21 protein-coding genes are annotated in these 25,060 nt (G+C 62.8%); 12 read left to right on the plus strand and 9 right to left on the minus strand.

What is annotated here, in order from left to right; translation table 11 throughout:
- Positions 1–5: 5 nt before the first annotated feature.
- From RA29_RS07860 to RA29_RS07870, 3 genes are read left to right on the plus strand one after another with little or no spacing between them, the layout of a single operon-like run.
- Positions 6–848, plus strand: a complete 843-nt coding sequence (locus tag RA29_RS07860; protein ID WP_039684723.1) for a fumarylacetoacetate hydrolase family protein — start codon at positions 6–8, stop codon at positions 846–848.
- Complete coding sequence (locus tag RA29_RS07865) at positions 841–1,773, plus strand: 2-hydroxyacid dehydrogenase (RefSeq protein ID WP_039684725.1); 933 nt, start codon at positions 841–843, stop codon at positions 1,771–1,773. Before RA29_RS07860 ends, RA29_RS07865 begins: the two co-directional genes overlap by 8 nt.
- Positions 1,766–2,854, plus strand: a complete 1,089-nt coding sequence (locus tag RA29_RS07870; protein WP_039684727.1) for a mandelate racemase/muconate lactonizing enzyme family protein — start codon at positions 1,766–1,768, stop codon at positions 2,852–2,854. The genes RA29_RS07865 and RA29_RS07870 overlap by 8 nt, the downstream gene beginning before the upstream one ends.
- A gap of 274 nt (positions 2,855–3,128) precedes the next feature.
- Here the strand turns inward: RA29_RS07870 and RA29_RS07875 are convergent, their stop codons facing one another.
- Genes RA29_RS07875 through gpmI form a run of 3 tightly spaced genes read right to left on the minus strand, consistent with a single transcriptional unit; the run spans position 3,129 to position 7,132 of the window.
- Positions 3,129–4,493 (minus strand): S41 family peptidase, encoded by a 1,365-nt coding sequence (locus RA29_RS07875; RefSeq protein WP_039684728.1) that lies wholly within the window; start codon positions 4,491–4,493, stop codon positions 3,129–3,131.
- A gap of 6 nt (positions 4,494–4,499) precedes the next feature.
- Positions 4,500–5,624, minus strand: a complete 1,125-nt coding sequence (locus RA29_RS07880) for a peptidase M23 (protein WP_052249544.1) — start codon at positions 5,622–5,624, stop codon at positions 4,500–4,502.
- Complete coding sequence (gene gpmI / locus RA29_RS07885) at positions 5,621–7,132, minus strand: 2,3-bisphosphoglycerate-independent phosphoglycerate mutase (RefSeq protein ID WP_039684730.1); 1,512 nt, start codon at positions 7,130–7,132, stop codon at positions 5,621–5,623. Before gpmI ends, RA29_RS07880 begins: the two co-directional genes overlap by 4 nt.
- Before the next feature lie 116 nt (positions 7,133–7,248).
- Here gpmI and RA29_RS21815 point away from each other — a divergent pair, with 116 nt between their 5' ends.
- Positions 7,249–7,743 (plus strand): DUF3291 domain-containing protein, encoded by a 495-nt coding sequence (locus tag RA29_RS21815; protein ID WP_082029482.1) that lies wholly within the window; start codon positions 7,249–7,251, stop codon positions 7,741–7,743.
- 72 nt (positions 7,744–7,815) lie between these two features.
- Here the strand turns inward: RA29_RS21815 and RA29_RS07895 are convergent, their stop codons facing one another.
- The gene (locus RA29_RS07895) at positions 7,816–8,271 is read right to left on the minus strand and encodes a hypothetical protein (protein WP_241462572.1); all 456 of its coding nucleotides are present in this window, start codon (positions 8,269–8,271) and stop codon (positions 7,816–7,818) included.
- 10 nt (positions 8,272–8,281) lie between these two features.
- Positions 8,282–11,254: an error-prone DNA polymerase gene (locus tag RA29_RS07900; RefSeq protein ID WP_039684732.1), complete on the minus strand. Its 2,973-nt coding sequence runs from the start codon at positions 11,252–11,254 to the stop codon at positions 8,282–8,284.
- A gap of 215 nt (positions 11,255–11,469) precedes the next feature.
- Between RA29_RS07900 and RA29_RS07905 the strand changes: the two genes are divergently transcribed.
- The gene (locus RA29_RS07905) at positions 11,470–11,937 is read left to right on the plus strand and encodes a DUF1203 domain-containing protein (RefSeq protein WP_039684734.1); all 468 of its coding nucleotides are present in this window, start codon (positions 11,470–11,472) and stop codon (positions 11,935–11,937) included.
- A 69-nt stretch (positions 11,938–12,006) separates the two neighbouring features.
- Complete coding sequence (locus tag RA29_RS22390) at positions 12,007–12,183, plus strand: zinc-finger domain-containing protein (RefSeq protein WP_082029483.1); 177 nt, start codon at positions 12,007–12,009, stop codon at positions 12,181–12,183.
- Between the two features lie 171 nt (positions 12,184–12,354).
- Here RA29_RS22390 and RA29_RS07910 read toward each other — a convergent pair whose 3' ends face one another.
- Positions 12,355–13,104 (minus strand): methyl-accepting chemotaxis protein, encoded by a 750-nt coding sequence (locus RA29_RS07910; protein ID WP_039684735.1) that lies wholly within the window; start codon positions 13,102–13,104, stop codon positions 12,355–12,357.
- Positions 13,105–13,207: 103 nt separating this feature from the next.
- Between RA29_RS07910 and polA the strand changes: the two genes are divergently transcribed.
- Together polA and RA29_RS07920 are read left to right on the plus strand one after the other, a co-directional pair.
- Positions 13,208–15,994: a DNA polymerase I gene (gene polA, locus RA29_RS07915; protein WP_039685844.1), complete on the plus strand. Its 2,787-nt coding sequence runs from the start codon at positions 13,208–13,210 to the stop codon at positions 15,992–15,994.
- A 17-nt stretch (positions 15,995–16,011) separates the two neighbouring features.
- Positions 16,012–16,434: a hypothetical protein gene (locus tag RA29_RS07920; RefSeq protein WP_039684737.1), complete on the plus strand. Its 423-nt coding sequence runs from the start codon at positions 16,012–16,014 to the stop codon at positions 16,432–16,434.
- A 177-nt stretch (positions 16,435–16,611) separates the two neighbouring features.
- Here RA29_RS07920 and RA29_RS07925 read toward each other — a convergent pair whose 3' ends face one another.
- The 3 genes from RA29_RS07925 to RA29_RS07935 form a co-directional block, all read right to left on the minus strand.
- On the minus strand, positions 16,612–16,839 hold the full coding sequence (locus RA29_RS07925; protein ID WP_039684739.1) for a DUF2798 domain-containing protein: 228 nt from the start codon (positions 16,837–16,839) through the stop codon (positions 16,612–16,614).
- A 73-nt stretch (positions 16,840–16,912) separates the two neighbouring features.
- Complete coding sequence (locus RA29_RS07930; RefSeq protein ID WP_039684741.1) at positions 16,913–17,665, minus strand: TIM barrel protein; 753 nt, start codon at positions 17,663–17,665, stop codon at positions 16,913–16,915.
- A 58-nt stretch (positions 17,666–17,723) separates the two neighbouring features.
- Positions 17,724–18,299, minus strand: coding sequence for a DUF1285 domain-containing protein (locus tag RA29_RS07935; protein WP_039685845.1), 576 nt, complete (start codon positions 18,297–18,299; stop codon positions 17,724–17,726).
- Positions 18,300–18,370: 71 nt separating this feature from the next.
- On the opposite strand from RA29_RS07935, the gene RA29_RS07940 reads away from it, so the two are divergent.
- Genes RA29_RS07940 through RA29_RS07955 form a run of 4 tightly spaced genes read left to right on the plus strand, consistent with a single transcriptional unit; the run spans position 18,371 to position 25,057 of the window.
- Positions 18,371–19,378, plus strand: coding sequence for a MoxR family ATPase (locus RA29_RS07940; RefSeq protein WP_039684743.1), 1,008 nt, complete (start codon positions 18,371–18,373; stop codon positions 19,376–19,378).
- Positions 19,375–20,256 (plus strand): DUF58 domain-containing protein, encoded by an 882-nt coding sequence (locus RA29_RS07945; RefSeq protein ID WP_039684744.1) that lies wholly within the window; start codon positions 19,375–19,377, stop codon positions 20,254–20,256. The genes RA29_RS07940 and RA29_RS07945 overlap by 4 nt, the downstream gene beginning before the upstream one ends.
- Positions 20,253–23,018 carry a DUF4159 domain-containing protein gene (locus RA29_RS07950; protein ID WP_039684747.1) on the plus strand — a complete coding sequence of 922 codons (2,766 nt, stop codon included), beginning with the start codon at positions 20,253–20,255 and terminating at the stop codon, positions 23,016–23,018. The genes RA29_RS07945 and RA29_RS07950 overlap by 4 nt, the downstream gene beginning before the upstream one ends.
- Positions 23,015–25,057, plus strand: coding sequence for a membrane protein (locus RA29_RS07955; RefSeq protein ID WP_039684748.1), 2,043 nt, complete (start codon positions 23,015–23,017; stop codon positions 25,055–25,057). Before RA29_RS07950 ends, RA29_RS07955 begins: the two co-directional genes overlap by 4 nt.
- Positions 25,058–25,060 lie beyond the last annotated feature (3 nt).

Below are 25,060 nucleotides of genomic sequence, written 5' to 3' on the forward strand. Positions count from 1 at the left end.
CAGACATGAAACTCGTAAGATACGGTGACGTAGGTCACGAAAGACCCGGCCTCATGGACGGCGACACACTCCGCGACCTGTCGGCCCACATCGACGACATCCACGGCGCCACGCTCGACGACGCCACGCTCGAAAAACTGCGCAGCATCGACCCCGCCACGCTACCTGCCGTCGATGGATCGCCAAGGATCGGCCCCTGCGTCGGCAACATCGGCAAGTTCCTCTGCATCGGCCTCAACTACTCCGACCACGCCGCCGAACAGGGCCTGCCGATCCCCGAACACCCCATCCTTTTCTTCAAGGCAAACTCCGCCATCGTCGGCCCCAATGACGACGTGGTCATGCCGCGCGGCTCACAACGCACCGACTGGGAAGTCGAACTGGGCGCAGTAATCGGCAAGACCTGCAAATACGTCTCCAAAGCCGACGCGCTCGACTACGTTGCAGGCTACTGCATCGTCAACGACGTCTCCGAACGCGAATTCCAGCAGAACCTCACGGGCCAATGGACCAAGGGCAAATCCTGCGACACCTACGGACCTACGGGTCCGTATCTCGTCACCCGCGACGAGGTCGAAGACCCCCAAACGCTCGACATGTCGCTCTCCGTCAACGGCAAGCGGATGCAGACCGGCAACACCTCGACCATGATCTTCTCCGTGGCCGAGATCATCGAACACCTGTCGCACCTCTTCACCCTGCATCCCGGCGATGTGATCAGCACCGGCACCCCCCCCGGCGTGGGCGACGGGATGAACCCCAAAACCTACCTCAAGGTCGGCGACGTGATGGAGCTTGAAATCGCAGGCCTCGGCACCCAACGGCAAGAGGTGAAACAAGATGCCTGACCTTCTCCAAATCGGCGGCATCACTGATTCCATGCGCACCCGTTTAGAAGAGCGGTTTACCATCCACCAGGCCACCGACGACTACCCGGGCGAGGCAATCACCCACATCGTCACCAACGGCCATGACGGCGTGCCCGCAGACATCCTCGCCAGCTGCCCCAACGCCAAAATGGCCGCCAGCTACGGCGTCGGCTACGACGCCATCGACACCGACGCCTGCGTGGAACGCGGCATCGTCGTGACCCACACGCCCGACGTCCTGAACGCAGAAGTGGCAAGCACCGCAATCATGCTGATGCTCAACAGCTTCCGCAACTTCATGGCGGACGAGGCGCACGCCCGCTCCGGCAACTGGGAAACGCAGGGCAACGCTCCGCTGTCGCGCAGCGCCGACAACCGGCGCGTCGGCATCTTGGGGCTGGGGCGCATCGGCCAAGCCATCGCGGACAAGCTCAAGGCGTTCAACGCCGACATCCACTACCACACCCGCAGCGAAAAGGACGTGCCCTACACCTACCATGCCAACCTCGTGGACATGGCAAAGGCGGTTGAGGTGATCATCTGCATCACCCCCGGCGGTCCCTCGACCCACCACATCGTCAACGCAGAGGTAATGGAAGCGCTGGGACCGGAGGGCACGCTCATCAACGTCTCCCGCGGATCGGTCATTGACGAGGCGGCCATGGTCGCCGCCCTGCAATCGGGCAAACTCGGCTACGCAGCACTCGACGTGTTCGAAGAAGAACCCAAAATCCCCGACGCGCTCAAATCCATGTCCAACGTCATCCTCCTGCCCCACGTGGGCAGCGCCACGCATGAAACACGCGCGGCCATGGGCACGCTCGTGGTGGACAACCTGATCAGCCATCTCGACAACGGCCTCGTGATCACGCCGGTGCCGGAAACCAAGCACCTCAATGGCTAAGATCACCGACGTCCAGGCCCGCCTCTTCGCCGTCCCGCTCGACGAAATCCTCGTCGATGCCAAGCACGGCGATCACAGCCATTTCCACCTAATCACGGCAACGGTCACGCTGGAGGATGGGCGCACCGGCACCGGCTACACCTACAATGGCGGGCGCGGCGGGCACGCGACGGCAGCAATGATCACCCACGACCTCGCGCCTTTCCTGATCGGGCAAGACGCGGGCAACGTCGAACAGCTCACCCACGCCATGGACGAACACCTGCACTATGTGGGGCGCGGCGGCATCCTCTCCTTCGCCATCTCGGCTGTGGATATCGCCCTCTGGGACGCACGACTGAAAAGTACCAGCCAATCGCTGGTTGAGGCCGCAGGCGGCGCATCCGACCGCTGCAAAGCCTACGCAGGCGGCATCGACCTCGGCTTCGACCTACCGAAGCTGCTCGACAGCATCCGCACCTACCTCGCCCGCGGCCACGACGCCGTGAAGATCAAGATCGGCCAACCGACCGAGGCTGAAGACGTGGACCGGATCAAGGCTGTCCGCGACCTCATCGGCCCCGACATCACCTTCATGGTCGATGCCAACTATTCCATGACCACTGATCAAGCGATCAGCATGGCCAAGGCGATGAGACCATTCGATATCGAATGGTTCGAAGAGCCCATCGAGCCCGACCACTTCGAAGACTTCGCAGCCATCCGCGAAGCCAGCGGCATCAAGACGGCCCAGGGCGAAAACCTGCATACACTGCACGAGTTCCGCCGCGCCCTGCCTCATGTCGATTTCATCCAGCCCGATGCCTCGAACTGCCTCGGCATTACCGGCTGGCTCGAAGTCGCAAAAATGGCAAAGGAAGCGAATGTCCCGGTCTGCAGCCACGGCATGCAGGAACTGCACGTCTCGCTCGTCTCAAGCCAGCCCCACGGCGGCTGGCTCGAAGTGCACAGCTTCCCAATCGACCGCTACACGACGCGGCCCCTCGTGATCGAGGATCACCTCGCCGTCGCCCCCAACACCCCCGGCATCGGCGTAGAATTCGACTGGCCCAAACTCACCCCATTCGAAGTCAAACCGTAGGGCGGGGTTCCACCCCGCCATCCGCCGAATTTAACCCAATCGAAACCTCTGTTAACGGCCCCCGGTCCCTTAACAATTCATGACCGGAAAACAGCCTTTCGACCGGACCTAAAACACGCAGTTTGACCCTCAAAATGTGCAGTTTCGCCAAAACCCGGCAAAAACAGCCCATTTCCCCCGGCTCAAAACACGCGGTTTCAAGGGCAAAATGTGCACTTTGCCCCCAAACAAAAAAGCGCACGGTGCGTTAACCCCACCGTGCGCTCTGTTCGTTCTACCGCAACTTCGCCGTGTTACGTGCTTGTGGCCCCAGCGCATTCAGCCCTTTCAGGATATCGATGGCATAGGCCAGCTGATAATCCTCTTCCCGCAGATCCGCCGCCGCCTGCGCCTTGGCGCGGTCCGCTTCGATCTGCTTGATCTGGTCTTCGCTCAGCGAATCGTTGTTCAGGCTGCCGCGCAATTCCCCTTCGGTCCGGGGCCCAACTGCGCTTGCGGGTGCATCGTCTTCCTCGTCCTCAGCGGGCCGACGACGGGGCTGTTCCACCACGATGTCAGGGCTCACACCCAACGCCTGAATCGACCGGCCCGAAGGCGTGTAGTACCGCGCCGTGGTCAGGCGCATCGCCCCATCCCCGCGCAGCGGCATAACCGTCTGAACCGATCCCTTACCAAAGCTCTTGGTGCCCACAACGATCGCGCGGCGGTGGTCCTGCAAGGCACCCGCCACGATCTCGGACGCCGAAGCAGAGCCGCCATTGATCAGCACAACAATCGGTTTGCCCTGCGCCAAATCACCGGGTGTCGCGTTGAACCGGTCGCCATCGGCGGGGTCACGACCACGGGTAGACACAATCTCGCCCTCGTCCAGAAACGCATCCGATACGCGGATGGCCTGGGTCAGCAACCCACCGGGATTGTTACGCAAATCCAGGACAAAGCCGTTCACGGAGTTCATACCGCCCAGCGCCTCAACCTCTTCTTCCAGCTTGGAAATCAGGTTCGGCGTGGTCTTGTCGTTGAAAGTCGTCACACGCAGCACAACCGTCTCGCCCTGCGTCCGGCTGCGCACGGCTTGCAGTTCAATCGTGTCGCGGATGATGGACACGTCAAAGGGTTCGGTCTCGCCCTCACGCACCACGGTGATGATGATCTCGGACCCGACCGGCCCGCGCATCTTGTCCACCGCTGCGTCCAGTGTCAGGCCAAGCGTCGACTCGCCATCGACATGGGTGATGAAGTCACCCGCTTCGATCCCCGCCTCTGCCGCAGGGGTCGAGTCGATGGGCGACACAACCTTGATGAAACCCTCTTCCTGCGTGACTTCGATGCCCAAACCACCGAACTCGCCACGGGTCTGCACCTGCATCTGCGCCGCATCATCGGGCGAAAGGTAGCTCGAATGCGGATCGAGCGAGGTTAGCATCCCGTCAATCGCCGCCTCGATCAGTTCGCTGGGTTCGACCTGTTCCACATATTGGCCGCGGATACGTTCAAAGATGTCGCCGAACAGGTCCAACTGCTCGTACACATTTGAATTTGCGGCCTTTTCCTGCGCCAGCAGCGGTCCTGCAATCTGCGTGGTTGCAATGACACCTGCCACCGTACCGCCCAACGCGGCCATCACGAATTTCTTCATTACAGCTTATCCATCCTGTTCGGTGCTGAACCATTCAAGCGGGTCCATTGGCACATTATTCTCTCTTACCTCTATATAGAGCGTTTCCGAACGCTCGGCGCTACCCCCTTCACCACCTGTTGATGCGGCGTTTGGGGCAGGCAGACCGCCCATCAGGCCCAAAGGCGTGCTCGCGGCGATGATCTGACCGGTCTTGCCGTAGCTCACGGCCATCCCCGCCAGAATGATCAGCGTGCCCGGGCGCGGTTCCAATATGGTCACTGCGCCAAAGTCCAGAAGCGGCCCGACATAGCGTAGGGTAGCCGCCGTCGGCGAGCTGACCAGGGTGCCCGGACGGGTCGCGAGCAGGACGCCCGGCCGGGCAATCCCAGCGGCATCAGATTCGCCCGCCCGGCGCAAGATCACACCCCGCGCAGGCATCGGAAACTCGCCGATCAGGTCATCAATCTCCGGCGGCGTCCAGCCGATATCACCTTCGGCAATGCTGGCCAGCCCGCTGGAAAACGCATCCAACGTCTCGGCCGAGGCAATCAGGATCGCGGTGCGCACGGGGTCTTCGGTAAAGCGCTGCGGCAAGTCCGTCCGCTCCGCCATCGCCTGATTGAGAGCAGACCGCGCCGTTTGCACCTCGGTCAACCCGGTCTGCAATTGCGCTGCCGCCTGCTCTTGCAAAAGCCGCAGGCTTTCCACGTCGCTCAGATCCTGGCGCAGCTGTGCTGCACGTTGGTTCAGGGCCGGGGTCAACTCCGCCAGTAACATCCCCGCCCGCGCCGTGCCATTCGGACCATCTGGATGCAAGAAGGCTGTGGGCGCTTCATCCGGCGTAAGTGTCTGTAAAACTGCCACAAGCTGCGCGATCTCGGCATCACGAGCCTGCAACTGACGGCGCAACTGCGCCTCGCGAATAGACGCCCGGCGCAGGCCCGCACGCATGGCCGACAGGCCCGCTTCATAGGCATGGACCGTGTCCGTCAGCGCCCGCACGCGGTTGCGGGCCGTCTCCGCCTCCGCCAACCGGACCGAGGCTGCCTCAAGCTGCGCCCCCGCCTCGCGCGCCAACGCTCCCGCGTCTTCCTGCGCGGCAGCGGTCAGGGCGGATGCGCACAGCAGAAAGGCGGAGAGCCACTTCATTCGATCAGACTGCGCCCCGTCATCTCAACCGGCTGCTCCAACCCCATCAATTGCAGGATCGTCGGAGCCAGATCGGCAAGACGGCCATCCTTGATCGCCCCTTCGGCCCCGATCAGAGCAACAGGCACAAGGTTGGTGGTATGCGCCGTGTGCGGCGCACCGGTTTCGGGGTCGATCATCGTTTCGCAATTGCCATGATCCGCCGTCAGGATCATCGCACCCCCTGCGGCCTCAAGCACCGGCAGCACCCGGCCCAGGCCCGTATCCACTGCCTCGCAAGCCGCGATGGCCGCATCCAGATCACCCGTATGGCCGACCATGTCCGGGTTGGCGTAGTTCACGACGATCAGGTCATAACCTTCTTCAATTGCAGCGATAAACTTGTCCGTCACCTCGACCGAGGACATCTCGGGCTGCAAATCATAGGTGGCTACAGCGGGCGATTTCGGCATCGCGCGGTCCTCGCCAGCCTCTGGCTGCTCCTCACCGCCGTTCAGGAAAAAAGTGACATGCGGGTATTTCTCGGTCTCTGCCAACCGGAACTGACGCAGGCCCGCCTTGGCGACCCACGCGCCCAGCGTGTTCACGATCTCGGGCTTGGGATACACGGTTGTCATGTAGGCCGTGTGCTCTTCGGAATAATCCGCCATGCCCATGATGCCCGCCCAGTCCGGGCGACCCTCGGGGGCAAAGGCATCAAAGCCAGGATCACCCATCGCCGCCATGATCTCGCGCGCACGGTCGGCGCGGAAATTCAGGCAGAAGAGCCCATCGCCATCCTTGGCCCCCTTGTAGCCATCCATGACAGCGGCGGGGATGAATTCATCTGTCTTGTCATCGTCATAGGCGGATTCGATTGCCATTTGCGCCGTCTCGACGACGCGGCCATCGGCACGGACCATGGCGGCAAAGGCACTCTCGACCCGGTCCCAGCGATTGTCCCGGTCCATGGCATAGTAGCGCCCCGTCAGGGTCACAACACGCGCCCCGGCAGGCAGCGCATCGTTCAGCTCTTCCAGATAGGTGAGCGCCGATTTCGGCGCCACATCCCGCCCATCGGTGATGGCATGGATAACCACGGGCAGGCCGGCGTCGGTACACGCCTTGGCCGCCGCGATCATGTGGTTGATGTGCCCATGCACACCACCATCGGACAGCACGCCCATCAGGTGCGCACGCCCCTCTTTCTCCTTGATCGCGTTGATCCAGTCGGTCAGGCGCGGATTGCGAAAGAAACTGCCATCCTCAATCGCCAGATCAATCTGGCCGAGGTCCATGGCAACCACGCGGCCCGCACCGATATTGGTATGGCCCACCTCTGAATTGCCCATCTGTCCGCGGGGCAGGCCCACATCCGGGCCATGCGTGATCAGGGTGGCATGGCTGCGTGTCTCCATGATCCGGTCGATGGTCGGCGTGCGGGCCAGTTTCGGGGCGTTCCCGGCCTCATCCTCGCGCAGGCCCCAGCCATCCATGATGCACAGAACAACGGGTTTGGGTGGTGCCATCTGAGGGGTCCTTCCAGTGTGGTGTTTCGCGTTCTACCGTGCCGTCCGGTCATTGGAAAGAACACTTGCCCGAACAGTGCAAGGCGGTAGGCTCCTGCCGGACGAGGGGGGAGAACATGAGCAAACACATGCTGGTGCACCTGAACGTGGTGCGCCCGTTGGGACCGTTCAGCGCGGACCATCCAAATGCCCGGTTCTTCTTTGGCGAGCTGCCCAAGATTTTTGCCAGGGCCAAGGCCGATGACGGCCTGTTCTGGCACAACCACGGCGCCCGGATGCCGGATGGCAGCTATGGCGACATGAACGATCTGCTGGGCCTGCAAACGGAACGAACGGAGGACAATTTCCACATCCTCACCATGGCCGGGTGGCGGGATGCGCAGGCTATGCACCGCTTTGCCCACCGCGATGCGCTGCACCGCGCGGGCATGAAGACCCTGCGCGATTGGGTCGACCGGTCGGAGGGTGCGACCATGGTGATGTGGTGGGCAGAGCGGGGCACACGGGTGGCGCTGGAAGACGGGTGGGACCGGCTGCAAGCGCTGCGGAAGAACGGCGCCACACCAGAGGCCTTCACGCTGCAGAGCCGTTTCGACCCGCCCGGAGACTGACGCAGCCGCCGTCTACTTTCCAACGTGGAAAGCCGATGCGGTGCCGGAAAAATGCGTCATTTTCCGACCCGTTCAGCCGATGCGCTCCGGCAGCCCCTTACCGTTGTTCCACCACCTATGCGGATTGTCGCGATTGGGATCATAAGCTGCGCGGCTCGTCCAATCCTCGCGCAGAAAAATCACCGGCTCTTCGTAGTGATGCACCTCCAGCACCGCATCCATGACTTTCTCCAGCACGGCCACATCCCGCTCGATAGAGATCTTCAACTCGACCATGGGATAGGTCTCGGTCCCGCCTGCCTCGAACCCGTCCACGTGGGTTGTGGTGGTTGACCCGGCTTCAGGCTGCGCAGTCTCCATGCCAACGGCAGAGATGCTGGCATTGCGTTGATACCGACCATATCCCAGCGGATGCACCGCCATGACCGCATCGAGGATGCGGTCAGTATCTTCGGGCAGTGTCTGTATTTCGAGCGTCCAAACCGGGATGAATGTGCCCGACCGGGCCTTGTAGGTGTCGAGTGTCATGCACGTCCTCTCAATCCGGGTTACCACGGGTGAAACTGATCTTTGACAAATCGGGCGCTGCCCGCGTTGCTGACAGCACCTCCATCGGTGCCGCACCCGGCGTCAGGATATGGCGCAACAGGCCCACGGGATGGGCGCGCAGGGTCAGGCGGGTGGACACGTAATCCTCGACCACCTCTTCGCCCAGCGTCATCTCGGGCAAAAGCGCTGCGGGCTCGTCCACCACCTCGCCATCCAGATCCTTGGCAAAAAGCGGCAGCGCGGGACCGGGCGCGATGGCCTTGGCCTGCCACAGCGCGTCGCGTCGGTTGATGCCTACCCCGGCAAAGGCATCTGCCTCGGCCAGCCGTTCGATCACCGTCACGCCCACCCCCGCCCGGCGCCAGATGTCCTGCACCGACTGATAGCCATTGCCACGGGCGACCGTAATCCATTCGGCATCTTCTTCATTCAGCCCTTTGATCTGCCGGAACCCAAGGCGCAGGGCGAGACCGCCCTTGCCATCCGGCTCCATCACGTTGTCCCAGAAACTCGCATTCACGCAGATCGGCCGCACCTCGACCCCATGTTCGCGCGCATCGCGCACGATCTGCGCCGGAGCATAGAACCCCATAGGCTGCGAATTCATCAGCGCGCAGGCAAAGATGCCCGGATGGTGACACTTGATCCAGCTTGAGGCGTAGACCAGCAGCGCAAAACTCGCCGCGTGGCTTTCGGGGAAGCCGTAGGACCCGAAACCTTCGATCTGCGAAAAACACCGCTCGGCAAAATCATCGTCATAGCCGTTCTTGCGCATGCCCCGCAGGAACAGGGCGCGGAATTCGCTGACGCTCCCGTGTTTCTTGAACGTCGCCAGCGACCGCCGCAGCCGGTCCGCCTGATCAGGGGTGAACCCCGCCCCCACGATAGCGATCTGCATCGCCTGTTCCTGAAACAGCGGCACGCCCAGCGTCTTGCCCAGCACCGCGCCCAATTCGTCCGAGGGGAAACTGACCTCCTCCTCTCCGTTCCGGCGCCGGATGTAGGGGTGCACCATGTCGCCCTGAATGGGGCCGGGGCGGATGATCGCGACCTCGATCACCAGATCATAGAAATTGCGCGGCCGCATTCGGGGCAGGAAGTTCATCTGCGCCCGGCTTTCGACCTGAAACACCCCGATGCTGTCCGCCTCACAGAGCATGTCATAGACACGGGGATCCTCCTGCGGCAGGGTGGCGAGGGTGTAGTGCTGATGGTGGTGCATCTTGAGCAGGTCGAACGCCTTGCGGATGCAGGTCAGCATGCCAAGGCTCAACACATCGACCTTCAGGATACCAAGGCTGTCGATGTCATCCTTGTCCCAACAGATGACGGTGCGATCCTCCATCGTGGCGTTTTCGATGGGCACCAACTCGTCCAGCCGCCCCTCGGTGATGATGAAGCCGCCCACATGTTGGGACAGGTGCCTTGGAAAGCCGTTGATCTCATAAACCAGTTCGATGGTTTGCTGCAGCCGCCTGTCATTAAAATCAAGGCCGATCTCGGCCATGCGCTCCGCCTCCAACCCCTTGGTGGAAAAGAAGCCCCAAAGCTGCGAACTGAGCGCGGAAATCGTATCCTCGGTCAGCCCCATGGCGCGGCCCACCTCGCGGATGGCGCGCTTGCCCCGGTAATGCACGACCGTCGCGCACAGACCCGCACGTTCGCGGGTATAGCGTTCATAGATATGCTGGATGACCTCCTCGCGCCGTTCATGTTCGAAATCGACGTCGATGTCGGGCGGCTCGTCGCGGGCTTCGGAGACGAAACGCTCGAACACCATGGTCCCCATCTCGGGGCTGACGCTGGTGATGCCCATGCAATAGCACACCACCGAATTCGCCGCTGACCCGCGCCCCTGACACAGAATGCCACGGGATCGGGCGAAGTGGACGATGTCACGGACGGTCAGGAAATAGGGTTCGTATTTCAGCTTGGCGATCAGGTCGAGTTCGTGGCGCAGCAGGGTCTTTGCCTTTTCCGGCGCGCCGGACGGGTAGCGCCATTTCAGCCCCTCATAAGCAAGGCGTTCGAGCCGCTGGCTGGGCGTCTCGTTCTGGGTGATCTCGGACGGGTATTCATAGCGCAACTGGTCAAGCGAGAAGTCGAGGCGCGCGACCAACGCACCGGACCGATGCACCGCCTCTTCATGCCCGGCAAAGAGGCGCAGCATGTCCGCCTCGCTCCTGAGCCGCCCCTCGCCATTGCTGAGCGCTGCGCGGCCCAACGCATCGACGCGGCATTTCAGGCGGATCGCACTGACCACGTCCGCGAGCTTGCGACGCCCCCCGTGGTGCATGCGCGGCGCGGCAGAGGCGATGGTGGGCAGACCCAGCGCGCGCGCCTGATCTGCGATCCAGTCAAAGCGCGCCGTATCGCGCCCGTCATAGCGTGGGCGCAGGAGCACATGGATGTTCCCGGCAAAGCGGCGCGTCAGCCGTTTCGCGGTTTGCATCCAGTCAACCGCGCCGCCCTGCACCGTTTCCACCTGTGGCCAAAGCAGCAGGTGAAGACCGTCTGCAAACTCTTCCAAATCACTCAGTTGGAGATTGCACGCCCCCTTCTCCGCAGTGCGGCGTCCCTTGGAGATGATACGGCACAGCGACCGCCAGCCCTGCCTATTCACGGGCAGGACCGTGATCGGCGGCGCATCGGAAAACATCAACCGTGCAGCGGGGATCAGGCGCGGCACCACCGTGACGGGCGCGCTGGGTGGGGCGGGCACGTGATCCGGCCGGGGCGGGCCGATCAACCCGTGGATTGCGTCGAACTCCTGCCGTTCCTTGACACTGCGGGCGATTGCCTTGGCCTGCGTATGGGCGCGGACGATCGCTGCCACCGAATTGTCGTCGGCAATGGCGATCGCCTCCATCCCGATCAGGGCGGCACGGTTCACGTATTCTTCCGGGTGCGAGGCCCCGGTGAGGAAGGTGAAATTCGACGTGATCGACAGTTCGGCGAACATGGAAACAGCAGATTCGGTGGCAGCAGGGCACCAGTATATTCACTTTTTGTTCTCGTTTGAAGCGTTGGAGAGGGCCAGCCCCCGCGCTGACGCGCCCCCCCGGGATTTTTTTAAACAGGGAATTCGGACCGGTCGCCCTAACCAAGACCGGTTGCGCAGCATTCGGGTCGATCCGCGCCTTCGTCCGTGGTTTTCACGGGTCAAAGGAGTTCTTCATGCCCAGATTTTCAGCCCTGCCCACCGACATCGTTGACGCTTACCGTGCGGGTGCACCCGACGCCCATGGCAACCCGCCCGAGCGCCATATCTCGAACGGGTCCGGCAATCCGTGCCGACACTGTCTGCAGAATGTGCCCGAAGGCGCGGAAATGCTGGTCCTCGCGCACAAGCCGTTTGACGGTGCGCACCCTTATGCCGAGGTTGGGCCAATCTTTCTATGTGCCGATCCGTGTGCCCGTGGGGGTGACGTTGACCTGCCGCCGATATTGACCACGTCGCCGGACTATCTGCTCAAGGGATACGGGGTCGATGACCGCATCGTCTATGGCACCGGTTCGGTGACGCCACGCACTGAAATCACAAACCGGATCGCGGCCATATTTGCCGATCCGCAAGTCGCCTATGTCCACGTGCGCTCTGCCCGCAACAACTGCTACCTGGCGCGTGCGGATCGTGCACCGTAACCCCTTGTCTGGCCTGCCGCCTTGGCCCATAAACGCGCCCGCACGCGCCCCAAGCCAAGGATAGCCAAAATGCCCATCGACGCGCCGGAAACCAAGATGGTCCACACGCATCGCGTGGCCTGCGACGGAGGTGAAGGGGCGCTGGGACACCCGCGTGTCTGGCTGCAGATCCCCGAGGACATCGGCTGGGTCGAATGCCCCTATTGCGACTGCAAATATGTCTATGCAGACGAGGCGGACGGCTAAGCGTATATCGCGACGTCGGACGTGATGCTTCGTATGCTCCGGTGATACTCGAGCGACGGGCCCGCACACAGCCACGGGTGCGCCCTGCCCAACGTGTGATCAATACACAAGTCATTTGGCACTTGCAGGTGTAGCGGCATGAGTGGCCCTAGATATGGCGCGAAGCAGCGCTCAATCGTCGATCACCTGACAGATCAGTGCATCCACCTGCGCCTGCACGCGCGCATTCGCTTGCTCGATCTTTTCCGAAAGCTCCCGAATCTCGGTCGCAATGATGGCAAAGCCGCGGCCCTGCTCGCCCACATGCGCCGCCTCAATCGAGGCATTGATCGCGATCAGACCGACATTCTGCGAAATCTCGCTGATTTCCTGCAAGGCGTTGCGGGCGCTCTCGCCCGTCTTGTTCGCGGTGGCGCGACGCTCCACGCGATCGCCGTGCAACTCGGCACTCAGTGTGTTGACCAGCTTGGCGAAGTGCTGGTTAAAGTCTGTCGCAGCAAATCGGGTCAATGCGCGCAAGTGCGACGGATCGCTCGTGCCCGCTTCGAAATGGCGGATAACATCCGTCACCATGGCAACAAAGCGGCGCATGACCTCGATACTCTCCGGCATATCGGCCACCGTTTGACGCAACCAGTTCAAGGCGCCAGGATCAATCCCGCGCTCGGGCTGTGTGCCGACCAGTATGCGTACCCCGGAATGGGCACCAGGCATGGCGCGCTGAATACCTTCCACGCATTTCTGGTGATCCTCCGCAGTATCGAACAACATGCCCGCCGCACAATACAGCGCCGCGCGCGCGCAATGCGACCGGATCATGTCGACGGCCCGCAACAATTCAACACGGGCTGCAATACCGGTTGCCCCGGATTGCTGGCCCAATACATCCGTCACATCACCCAGGCGGTTCATCGCAGTCATGCGCCTGTCTTGGCAAATCCGGGTTAACAAAACGCTTGTGCTTTTACCTTTTCGGGATTCGTGGCACATCACCGGGACGCAGACAGACAAGAGGGCGGATCACATGGGCTTTGGTAAGGGATGTCACCTGCATCTGATCGACGGCTCGGCCTTTATCTTTCGCGCCTACCATGCGCTGCCGCCGCTGACCCGCAAATCGGATGGTTTGCCAATCGGCGCAGTCTCCGGCTTCTGTAACATGCTCTATAAGTATGTCGAAGGGAACCACGGCCCTGACGCGCCGACCCATGTCGCGGTGATCTTTGACAAGGGCAGCCACACCTTCCGCAACGACATGTACGACCAATACAAGGCCAACCGCGAGGCCATGCCCGAGGATCTGCGCCCGCAGATCCCGCTGACCCGGCAGGCCACCGAAGCCTTCAACATCGCCTGCAAGGAGAAGGAAGGCTACGAGGCCGACGACATCATCGCCACCCTTTCCGTGCAGGCGCGCGAAGCCGGGGGGCGCGTCACCATCATTTCCTCCGACAAGGACCTGATGCAACTTGTCGGCGACGGGGTCGAGATGTTCGACGCGATGAAGAATAACCGCATCGACCGCGACGGTGTGTTCGAGAAATTCGGCGTCTATCCCAACCGCGTGGTGGACGTGCAGGCACTGGCCGGTGACAGCGTCGACAACGTGCCCGGCGCGCCGGGCATCGGCGTCAAAACAGCCGCTCTCCTGATCAACGAGTATGGCGACCTCGACGCGCTGCTGGAACGCGCAGAAGAGATCAAGCAACCCAAGCGCCGCCAGACACTTATCGACCACGCCGACCAGATCCGCCTGTCGCGCGACCTGGTCCGGCTGGACGAAAACACGCCGCTCGACTTCACGCTAGATGACCTTGAGGTACAGGATCCAAAGCCCGACCAACTCATGCCCTTCCTTGCAGAGATGGAATTCCGCACGCTCACCAAGCGCATCGCCGACCAGCTTGGGGTCGAAGCGCCCGAGATCAAGGAACCCGCCCCGGCAGCGCAGGATGCGCCCGAAGCGCCCAGTTTCGAGGATGCCACCTATGAACACGTCCAGAACATCGACCAACTGCAGACATGGATTGACCTGATCTATGAACGGGGCTGGGTGGCTGTGGACACCGAAACCACCGGCCTAAATGAAATGATCGCCGATCTGGTGGGTATCTCGCTTGCCGTGAACCCCGGCCACGCCTGCTACATCCCTTTGACGCACAAACAGGGCGGCGATGACCTCTTTGGCTCCGACGATCTGGCCGAAGGGCAGATGCCGCTCGAACAAGCGCTAGAGATGCTGAAGCCGGTACTAGAAGACGACAGCATCATCAAAATCGGCCAGAACATGAAATACGACGCCAAGATATTCGCGCGTCTGAACATCCACGTCGCCCCGATCGACGACACAATGCTGATGTCCTACGCCATGCACGGCGGGCTGCACAATCACGGCATGGACACGCTCTCCGAACGCTATCTCGGCCACACGCCGATCCCGATTAAACCGCTGCTCGGCTCCGGTAAATCAGCCAAAACCTTCGATCAGGTGCCTGTGGCGGATGCGGTGGCGTATGCCGCCGAAGACGCCGACATCACCCTCCGCCTCTGGCAACTGTTCAAGCCGCAATTGCACCGCGTTCAGGTCACGAAAGTCTACGAAACCCTCGAACGGCCCATGGTCCATACGCTGGCGTCCACGGAGCGGTCCGGCATCAAAGTCGACCGCGACACGCTCTCGCGCATGTCCAACGCCTTCGCCCAGAAGATGGCGGGGCTTGAGGATGAAATCTACGAACTCGCAGGCCGCAAATTCAACGTCGGCTCCCCCAAACAGCTTGGCGAAATCCTCTTCGACGAAATGGGGATCGAAGGCGGAAAGAAAGGTAAAACAGGCGCTTACGCCACAGGTGCCGACGTGCTCGAAGACCTCGCGACCGAACATGAACTCCCCGGTCGCGTGCTCGACTGGCGGCAGATCAGCAAACTGAAATCCACCTACACCGACGCGCTTCAGGACCACATCAATACAGAAACCGGACGCGTCCACACGTCCTATTCCATCGCGGGCGCGTCCACAGGGCGTCTCGCCTCGACCGACCCCAACCTGCAAAACATACCAATCCGTACGGAAGAGGGGCGCCGCATCCGCGAGGCGTTCGTCTCCGAGCCGGGCAAGACCCTCGTAGCACTCGATTACTCCCAGATCGAACTGCGCATCCTCGCCCACATCGCCGACATTCCGGAACTGAAACAGGCGTTCAAAGACGGCATCGACATCCACGCGCTCACGGCGTCAGAGATGTTCGACGTTCCGCTCGACGAAATGACCCCCGAAATCCGCCGCCAGGCCAAGGCGATCAACTTCGGCGTCATATACGGCATCTCCGGCTTCGGCCTTGCCCGCAACCTGCGCATCCCGCGCAGCGAGGCTCAGGGATTCATCGACCGCTATTTTGAACGCTTCCCCGGTATCCGCACCTACATGGACAACACCAAGGCATTTGCCAAAGAACACGGCTACGTCCAGACTCTCTTCGGGCGCAAAATCCACACGCCCGAGATCGCCTCCAAAGGCCCCCGCGCAGGCTTCGCCGCCCGCGCGGCGATCAATGCACCGATCCAGGGCACCGCAGCAGACGTCATCCGCCGCGCGATGATCCGGATGCCCGACGCGATCAAGGATCTGCCCGCCGCCATGCTGCTGCAAGTCCATGACGAACTGCTGTTCGAGGTGGATGATGCGGCCGTCGATGACCTGATCGCCGTGGCCAAAGAGATTATGGAAAGCGCGAATGATCCCGTCGTGCATCTGGATGTCAAGTTGACGGTGGACGCAGGTCAGGGGCAGAATTGGGCCAAAGCGCACTGAAGCCAAGGAACGCGACAATGACCATGATGCGCAGCGCGGACGACCTAACCTTCCGCAACCGGTTCGAGGCGGGGCAGGTCGCACCGGATGACTTCAATCACCGCGCCCACCTGCGGCTGGCCTATGTCTACCTGTGCGAAGGGGCCGTGGACACCGCCATGCCGCGCATGCGCACCGCTTTGCATAGCTTTCTGAAGCGCAATAATGTGCCCGCCGACAAGTACCACGAAACGCTCACACGCTCGTGGCTGCTGGCTGTGCAGTACTTCATGGACAAGGCCGCGGCGGCGCGATCCTTCAACAGCTTCATCGCGCAAGACGACCGCCTGCTCGACACCGGCATCATGCTCAGCCACTACCGCAAGGACACGCTCTTTTCAGATGCAGCGCGTGCGGGTTTCGTGGCACCCGACCTGCAACCGATCCCGCCCGCAGCTTAATCCATTCGCCGCATGGTTTGAAAACCGCCCTCCGTCGGGCACGATGGTGCGTTTCGCGTGGTTAGTATGCGCTACCGAACCGTGCGCCGCTCTACCGCGTTGAAACGCCAGCACAATCACAGACTGGCTACTATAAGGTAAACCGGCAGAACAGCTTGTCTCCGCGGGGACAAATCCTCAATCCGGCCGCGTCATGGCCCCGACAAGCCGCCGCGCGATGGGCGCCACGACCAGCACAACCGGAAACGCAACCGCCCAGCTGGGAAGCCAAGCCCCAATCCACTGGGTCACAAACCCGGTCACCACCCCTAAGGTCAGAAAGGTCGAAATGCCCGACACAAGGAATGACATCATACCACTCAGAACAAAGCCGAACGCGATATGGGCATAGCGGGCAGGGATCATGGCGGGCTCCTTCGTTGTGCGCGCTAGGCATATCCTATCGACCGGCGTGCGCAATCTGCACTGCCGCACAGGCTCAGCGCATCCAGTCCAGCGTCTTGTCTGTGCGCCCGTCAGTCCGGTATTCGGCGCTGACCCAACCCGTATAGCCGCTCTCATCAATGGCCGCGAACAGGGCGGGAAAGTCGATACCTCCCGTACCCGGCGGCATGCGCCCCGGCGTATCACCGATCTGGATGTGACGGATCAGGGGCTGCATGGCCTCGAATGTGGCCAAGGCATCACCGGTGATCTCCTGCGCATGATAACTGTCGAATTGGAGCCCCACATTTGGTGCGCCGACGGCCTCGATGACGTCCGCCGCCAGTTCAAAACTGTTCAGAAAATAGTCCGGCTCACTCTCTGCACAAAGCGGCTCAAGGGTCAGGGTCAGCCCCTCGGGTAACGTGGTTGCCGCGCGCTTGAGATTGTCCACAAGCGTGTCCCTAGCCTCGGCGCCCGCGGCATCACCGCTCACGACGTGAATGAAAGATGCACCAAGCGCTTGGGCATAGCGCACTGCGCGGCGCATATCGTAGTCAAACCGCGCCTCGCCGCCTGGCACCGCCGCGAAACCCCGCGCACCTCCGGTATAGTTCGGGCCCGGCGCATTCAGCAGGATGAACTGCAATCCGTTGCGGTGAAGGGCGTCCTGCGTTTCCGGCACCGGCACATCGTAGGGTTGCTGCACTTCGACGGCCAGAAACCCCGCCTCTGCCGCTGCATCGAACCGGTCGAGATAGGGCAATTCGGCCCAAAGATAGGTCAGGTTGGCAGCGAAACGTGGCATTGGTCGGACGCTAGCCCGCCCAATCAGCAGATACCAGCGGGATCACACAGAAGCAGGCTCAGGGAAGTTCCTCGGACGGAATGATGCCAAAGAACTGGCCCGAGGACCAAACACCGAACCAGCCATCGTGATGCACACCCAGATCCACCAGCCGGTAAAAGCTTTTGCGATCAATCAGCGCCTCCAGATCCGCCCGGATCAGGATGTAAGGCGACGGCTCGCCCGTTTCGGCATCCCGCTCCACCCGGATGGGATGATCCGGCCCTGCGACCGCCACATCGTCCACATGCGTGACGAAACTCAGCTTCTGATCCTGCCCCTCGCCGGACGCTTCGAAATCAATGGCAACAAACGGGGCGTCGTCGACCGTAATCCCCACCTTCTCCACGGGCGTTACAAGAAAATACTTGCCGTCCTCGCGCTTCAGGATGGACGAGAACAACTTCACCAAACCAGGCCGACCGATAGGCGTGCCCTGATAAAACCACGTCCCGTCCCGCGCGATCCGCATGTCGAGGTCGCCACAGAACGGCGGGTTCCACAGGTGCACCGGCGGCAAACCGCGTGTTTTTGCAGCAGTGATCGACGCAACAAGGCTGTCTGCGTCGGGTGTCACGGTTTTTTGTCCGCTCATATCTTTTGCCATTCTCCGTTGAGGCAATAGGTTGCTATCAACGACCATATATTCTGAAGAGAAGAGATGTCATGACCGACGCAGAGGACCTTGTTGCCGAAATCGAGACGCTGGGTGGCAAACTGGCAGAGGCCAAGGCCTCGATCACCAAGCGCTTCATCGGGCAGGAACGTGTGGTCGAACTGACCCTCACGGCCCTGCTGTGCGGCGGGCACGGCCTTCTGATCGGTCTGCCCGGTCTGGGCAAAACGCGGCTGGTCGAGACACTGAGCACGGTCATGGGTCTCGATGGCAACCGCATCCAGTTCACGCCCGACCTCATGCCTGCCGACATTCTGGGGTCTGAAGTTCTGGACACCGCTGAGGATGGGCACCGCGAGTTCCGCTTCGTCCCCGGCCCGATCTTTTGCCAGCTTCTGATGGCGGATGAAATCAACCGCGCCTCCCCAAGGACGCAATCGGCCCTGCTGCAAGCCATGCAGGAAAAGACCGTGACCGTCGCAGGTCAGGACCGCCCCCTCGGGACACCGTTCCATGTGCTGGCCACGCAAAACCCGATCGAACAAGAGGGCACCTATCCCCTGCCCGAAGCCCAGCTCGACCGCTTTCTTGTCCAGATCGACGTGATGTACCCCGATCGCGGAACCGAGCGGGACATCCTCCTTGCCACCACCGGGACCGAGGATGCGCAATCAACCGCCGTCTTCACCGGCGAGGAATTGCTGGCGGCTCAAACCCTGCTGCGGCGCATGCCCGTAGGTGACAGTGTGGTCGAGATGATCCTCGACCTCGTGCGCGCTTTCCGTCCCGGCGAAGTCGATGCCTCCGACAAGGTGAAAGAGACCGTGGCCTGGGGCCCCGGCCCCCGTGCGGCACAGGCCCTGATGCTGGCCGTGCGCGCCCGCGCTCTGTTGCAGGGCCGTCTCGCCCCGTCCGCCGAAGACGTGATCGACATGGCCCGCCCCGTTCTCATCCACCGTATGGCGCTGAACTTCGCCGCCCGCGCGCGTGGCGACAGCTTGGCCGACCTGATCGAAGAAACAGCCGCCGGGCTCAGCCGCAAGGACGCCGCCGCGTGATCACCCCCCTCGCCCTGCGCGAAAAGGCCGAAACACAGGCCGCGCGCTTGCCCGCCCTGCTGGCGCGGGCCGAGCAACTGGCCGGTGCCGTTCTGCTGGGCGAGCATGGGCGCAGGCGCGCGGGTATGGGGGATGACTTCTGGCAATATCGCCCCGCACAAATCGGCGACAGCCGCCGTATGATCGACCACCGCCGCAGCGCCATGGGGGACGTGCAATTCGTGCGTGAGCGCGAATGGCAGATCGCTCAATCCGTCATGCTCTGGGTCGATCAGGGCGCAGCGATGCGCTTTGCCTCCAACGATAATCTGCCGTCAAAAGCCGAGCGCGCACGCGTTCTGGGCCTCGCCTGCGCCATCCTGCTGATCCGGGGTGGAGAGCGTGTCGGCCTGACCGGCACCCGCTTGCCACCACGTCGCGGCAATGCGCAGATCCTACGGCTCGCCGAGATGTTCACCGAGGATGCAGACGCGGACTACGAACCGCCTGAACACCGTGCGATGATACCCCATGCGCGCGCCGTGTTCATCTCGGATTTCATGGGCAATATCGACGACGTGAAAACCGCACTGACTAAGGCCGCCGACCGGGGCGTGCGCGGGGTGCTGTTGCACGTACTCGACCCGGCGGAAGAGGCGTTTCCTTTCCGGGGCCGCACGATCTTTGAAAGCGTCGGCGGCACGCTTGAGCATGAGACGCTCAAGGCCTCGGACCTCAAGGATCGCTATCTGGCGCGCCTTGCCGAGCGGAAGGCCGAATTGCAGCATTTGTGCGGTGTGGCGGGCTGGCAGTACGGGCTGCACCATACGGATCACACAGCGCAATCCGGCCTCTTGTGGCTATGGCGCGCGCTTGATGGCGGGCGGGCGCGCACATGATGGTGCTGGGCCCCATAGGCTTTGCTGCCCCATGGCTGCTGGTGGCGTTGGTGGCACTGCCGATCCTGTGGCTGATCCTGCGCGCCATTCCCCCGGCCCCCATCCGCCAGCGCTTTCCCGGCGTGGCGCTGCTGCTGGGCCTACAGGACGACGAAAGCGTGTCGGACCGCACACCGTGGTGGCTGCTGCTGATCCGGATGCTGGCCGTGGCCGCGATGATCATCGGCCTTGCCGGTCCGGTGCTGAACCCCGAGGACGATGGCACGGCAGGTGACGGCCCGCTGCTGATTGCCGTTGATGGCTCCTGGGCCGGGGCGGCTCGCTGGGCGCGGCTGACCGAAGCCGTGGACGGCGAGTTGCGCCGCGCAGGTGCGGCGGGCCGTCAGGTCGCATTGCTTGATCTGGCCGATCCGCAACCGCCTGTCTTTCGCGCGGCCAATGCCGTTGCAACCACGCTCCCCGGACTGGAGCCATCGCCTTGGCAGCCCGCTGATGCAGGGGCTATCGCAAGCATTTTGCCAGAGGGCGGGTTTGAAACCGTTTGGTACAGCGATGCGATCGACTACCCCGCGCGTGATGAGTTGTTGGCGGCCTTCCAAGCGCGTGGCCCCATCCGTGTGGTCCAAAGCGCGACCGAGATCATTGCTCTGACCCCCGCCGAATATGTTGACGGTGTGGTCGAAGTCACTGCCATCCGCTCGGACCCGGGGCCGGAGCGCGGCGTAAGCATTTTGGCGCAAGGCCGTGACCCCGCGGGGAACGCGACGATCCTTGCCAGTGCCAATGCCGTCTTTGATATGGGCGCTGCCACGGCGACCACGTCCCTCTCCCTGCCTGCCGAGTTGCGCGCCCGCGTGACCCGGTTCGAGGTTGCCAATGCCCGTTCTGCCGGGGCGGTCACGCTTGTGGATGACAGCCTGCGTCGGCGCGAGATTGCCCTGATCGCAGGGCGTGAGGGGCGTGAAGGGTTGGAGCTGTTGTCGCCGCTCCACTACCTGGAGCGCGCGCTTGCCCCCAATGCCGATCTGCTGCGCGGTTCGCTCACTGACGTGCTGCCTGCAAACCCCGATGTGATCGTGCTGGCCGATGTGGCCACGCTGTCGCCGGGCGAGACCGAAGCCATACTGGACTGGGTCGATCAGGGCGGGCTGCTCTTGCGCTTTGCCGGACCGCGCGTGGCCGCCAGCGACATCAGTCGCGGCGACGAGGACCCGCTGATGCCCGTGCGTTTGCGCGCGGGTGGTCGCAGCGTGGGCGGTGCAATGAGTTGGGGCTCCCCCAAGACTTTGGCATCATTTCGCGAAAACTCACCCTTCTTCGGTCTGGCCGTACCCGAGGATGTCGCGATCACGGCTCAGGTGATGGCCCAGCCCGATCCGACCCTGGCTGAGCGCGTGATTGCCGAACTGAGCGACGGCACGCCACTTGTAACCCGCAAGCGCGAGGGGCAAGGTCAGATTGTGCTGTTCCATGTGACAGCCAACGCCGAATGGTCGTCGCTGCCCCTATCGGGTCTATTTGTAGAAATGCTGGAACGGTTGGCCGTATCGGCCACAAGTTCTTCGCCCGAGGCTGGGGATCTGGAGGGCACGATCTGGACGCCGGAGGTTGTGATGGACGGATTTGGAGCCCTGCGCGATGCAGGTGCGATGCCGGGCGTACCGGGCCCTGCACTGGTGAGTGAGCCGACGGGTCCGAACCTGCTGCCGGGTGTTTATGCATCGGGCGACCGCGCACTGGCGCGTAACGTGCTGACGGCAGAGGCCACGCTTGAGCCTGCAACATGGCCCGCGGATGTACCCGTATCCGGGCTGGTCGCAGCACCCGAGCGGCCCCTGGGTGGCCTCTTGTTGGCTGCGGCCATTGGGTTGCTGTTGGCTGATGTGCTAGCGTCACTCGCCCTGTCGGGGCGTTTGACCGGCCGCTTGCGGGCAACCGCTGGCGCATTGGTCGCGGCGATGGCCCTGACCAGCTTCACAGGTCCAGGCGCACAGGCGCAGGAAGAGCCCGCAGATGAAATCGCGGCGGCAGCCGAGGTTGTTCTGGCCCACGTCATCACCGGCAATCGCCAGGTGGACGAGGTGGCAGAGGCCGGCCTGCGCGGTCTGTCAGACACCCTTTTCTTCCGCACCTCGGTCGAACCTGCACCGCCGTTCGGTGTCGATCTTGAGATGGACGAACTGGCCTTCTTCCCCATCCTCTACTGGCCCATCACCCCCGACCAGCCGCGCCCCAGCCAAGAGGCATATGCCAAGCTGAACGACTACCTGCGCTCCGGCGGGCTGATCCTGTTCGACACCCGCGACGGGGACATCGCAGGCTTCGGCGCAGCCACGCCCAACGGTCGCAAACTGCGTGATCTCGCTGCCCCGCTCGACATCCCGGCACTGGAACCCGTACCCCGCGACCATGTGCTAACACGCACCTTCTATCTGTTGCAGGATTTCCCAGGTCGCCATCAGGGTGGCGAGATCTGGGTCGAAGCCGCCCCACCCGGAGCAGAGCAGGTCGAAGGGATGCCATTCCGCAACCTCAACGATGGCGTGACGCCTGTTGTGATCGGCGGCAATGACTGGGCGGCAGCCTGGGCCGTGACTTCCTCGGGTCAGGCCATGCTGCCTGTCGGCCGCGGCTTTGGCGGCGAACGGCAGCGCGAGTTGGCCTATCGCTTTGGCGTAAATCTCGTGATGCATGTGCTGACCGGCAACTACAAAAGCGATCAGGTCCACGTACCTGCCCTGCTGGATCGGTTGGGCCAATGACCGGGACCGTTCTGTTTGATCCGCTTCTGCCCTGGCCGATCCTGGCTGTCGTGGCCGCCGTGGCCGTTGCTGGAGTTGTGCTGGCCCTGATCCGTGGACTGAACGGGTGGGCCTTGCGGGGGATGGCAGCGCTGGTGGTGCTGGCAGCGCTTGCCGGGCCATCCTTGCAACAGGAAGACCGCTCACCCCTGACAGACATCGTGATCCTGGCCGAAGACCAAAGCGCCAGCCAACGCCTGAACGACCGGCCGGATCAAACGGCCAATGCGGCGGACACGCTGGAAACCGCGCTGACAGCCCGGGAAAATACCGAAGTCCGCCGCATCACCGTGCCCGATGGCGAAGAAGACGCGGGCACGCGCCTGATGAGCGCCCTGTCCGACGCACTGGCCGAAGAACCCCGCGCCCGCGTCGCCGGGCTCATCGCGCTGAGCGACGGGCAGGTACATGACGCCGACCTGCCGCTGGATCTGCCTGCTCCGCTGCACCTGCTGCTGACCGGGCGCGAAACCGACTGGGACCGCCGCCTGCTGGTCAAGAACGCCCCTGCCTTCGCCATCATCGGAGAGCCTGTCACACTGACCCTGCGGATCGAGGATATGGGCGCTGTCCCCGCGGGGACAGGCCTTGCCCCGCTAGACATATCCGTCGACGGCCAGCCACCCCAGCGCTTCAACGTGCGCACGGGCGAGGACATTGAACTGCCCATCAGCCTGCCCCACGGAGGGCGCAACGTGATCCAGTTCACGGTGCCCGAGGCCGAGGGCGAACTGACCGATCGCAACAACACCGCTCTGATCCAGATGAACGGCGTGCGGGATCGGCTGCGCGTGCTGCTGGTGTCGGGCGAACCCCATGCAGGGGGACGCACATGGCGCAATCTGCTCAAGTCCGACAGTTCGGTGGATCTGGTTCACTTCACCATCCTGCGCCCGCCGGAAAAGCAGGACGGCGTGCCTGTGGGCGAGTTGTCCCTCATCGCCTTTCCGACCCGCGAGCTGTTTCTGGAAAAGATCGATGATTTCGATCTGATCATCTTTGACCGCTACAAAAGGCGCGGCATCCTGCCTGCGCTCTACCTCGACAACGTGGCGCGCTATATCCGCGATGGCGGGGCCGTGCTGGTCGCCGCAGGGCCGGACTTTGCCAGTGCTGACAGCATTTATCGCTCGCCCCTGGGCTCCGTAATGCCCGGGCAGCCGTCGGCACGTGTGCTGGAAGAATCCTTCCGCCCGACCGTCTCCGAACTCGGTCAAAAGCATCCCGTTACCACTGGCCTGCCTGATGCGGGCGATTGGGGCCGCTGGCTGCGCCAGATCGAAGTGGACGCGCAGGCGGGGAATGTCGTCATGGAAGGGGTGGATGGCCGGCCGCTCCTGATCCTCGACCGGGTCGAGGAAGGGCGCGTGGCGCTGCTGGCTTCAGATCATGCGTGGCTGTGGAATCGCGGCTATGAAGGCGGTGGGCCACAACTGGAACTGCTCCGCCGTCTGGCCCACTGGATGATGAAGGAACCCGAGCTGGAGGAAGAAGCGCTGACCGCCACCGCCACGGGCCAGTCCATGCGGATCGAGCGGCGCACGCTGTCCGAAACCGTGCCACCTGTGACCATCACGGACCCATCCGGCAATGTGGTCGAGTTAGAGATGACCGAAGCGGCCCCCGGGCGGTTCGAAGCGCAATACGAAGGACCCGAGATTGGCCTCTACCGCCTGCAAAACGGTGAGGCAGAGACCGTCATCGGCCTTGGGCCCGCCGCGCCGAAGGAGTTCGAAGCCACCATCGCGACCGGCGATGTTCTGGCCGCACGGGTCGAGGGCACGCGTGGCGGTATTCTGCGCCTCGAAGATGGGACGCCGCGCATCCGCACGGTCCGCGAAGGCAGACCTGCCGCCGGGCGTGGCTGGATCGGCATCACCCCGCGTGGGGCGTATGAAACGCAGGACGTCCGCCAGATGGGACTACTTCCGCCATGGCTGGTTTTGCTCCTCGCCTCCGGCTTCATCATCGGCGCGTGGTTGCGCGAAGGACGGCGCTAGTTC

The organism is Tateyamaria sp. ANG-S1, assembly GCF_000814025.1.
Classification (GTDB): Bacteria; Pseudomonadota; Alphaproteobacteria; order Rhodobacterales; family Rhodobacteraceae; genus Tateyamaria.

Coding starts and splice junctions, on each gene's coding strand:
- RA29_RS07860 (WP_039684723.1), top strand. CDS start 6: ATGAAACTCGTAAGATACGGTGACGTAGGTCACGAAAGACCCGGCCTC.
- RA29_RS07865 (WP_039684725.1), top strand. CDS start 841: ATGCCTGACCTTCTCCAAATCGGCGGCATCACTGATTCCATGCGCACC.
- RA29_RS07870 (WP_039684727.1), top strand. CDS start 1,766: ATGGCTAAGATCACCGACGTCCAGGCCCGCCTCTTCGCCGTCCCGCTC.
- RA29_RS07875 (WP_039684728.1), bottom strand. CDS start 4,493: ATGAAGAAATTCGTGATGGCCGCGTTGGGCGGTACGGTGGCAGGTGTC.
- RA29_RS07880 (WP_052249544.1), bottom strand. CDS start 5,624: ATGAAGTGGCTCTCCGCCTTTCTGCTGTGCGCATCCGCCCTGACCGCT.
- gpmI (WP_039684730.1), bottom strand. CDS start 7,132: ATGGCACCACCCAAACCCGTTGTTCTGTGCATCATGGATGGCTGGGGC.
- RA29_RS21815 (WP_082029482.1), top strand. CDS start 7,249: ATGAGCAAACACATGCTGGTGCACCTGAACGTGGTGCGCCCGTTGGGA.
- RA29_RS07895 (WP_241462572.1), bottom strand. CDS start 8,271: ATGACACTCGACACCTACAAGGCCCGGTCGGGCACATTCATCCCGGTT.
- RA29_RS07900 (WP_039684732.1), bottom strand. CDS start 11,254: ATGTTCGCCGAACTGTCGATCACGTCGAATTTCACCTTCCTCACCGGG.
- RA29_RS07905 (WP_039684734.1), top strand. CDS start 11,470: ATGCCCAGATTTTCAGCCCTGCCCACCGACATCGTTGACGCTTACCGT.
- RA29_RS22390 (WP_082029483.1), top strand. CDS start 12,007: ATGCCCATCGACGCGCCGGAAACCAAGATGGTCCACACGCATCGCGTG.
- RA29_RS07910 (WP_039684735.1), bottom strand. CDS start 13,104: ATGACTGCGATGAACCGCCTGGGTGATGTGACGGATGTATTGGGCCAG.
- polA (WP_039685844.1), top strand. CDS start 13,208: ATGGGCTTTGGTAAGGGATGTCACCTGCATCTGATCGACGGCTCGGCC.
- RA29_RS07920 (WP_039684737.1), top strand. CDS start 16,012: ATGACCATGATGCGCAGCGCGGACGACCTAACCTTCCGCAACCGGTTC.
- RA29_RS07925 (WP_039684739.1), bottom strand. CDS start 16,839: ATGATCCCTGCCCGCTATGCCCATATCGCGTTCGGCTTTGTTCTGAGT.
- RA29_RS07930 (WP_039684741.1), bottom strand. CDS start 17,665: ATGCCACGTTTCGCTGCCAACCTGACCTATCTTTGGGCCGAATTGCCC.
- RA29_RS07935 (WP_039685845.1), bottom strand. CDS start 18,299: ATGAGCGGACAAAAAACCGTGACACCCGACGCAGACAGCCTTGTTGCG.
- RA29_RS07940 (WP_039684743.1), top strand. CDS start 18,371: ATGACCGACGCAGAGGACCTTGTTGCCGAAATCGAGACGCTGGGTGGC.
- RA29_RS07950 (WP_039684747.1), top strand. CDS start 20,253: ATGATGGTGCTGGGCCCCATAGGCTTTGCTGCCCCATGGCTGCTGGTG.
- RA29_RS07955 (WP_039684748.1), top strand. CDS start 23,015: ATGACCGGGACCGTTCTGTTTGATCCGCTTCTGCCCTGGCCGATCCTG.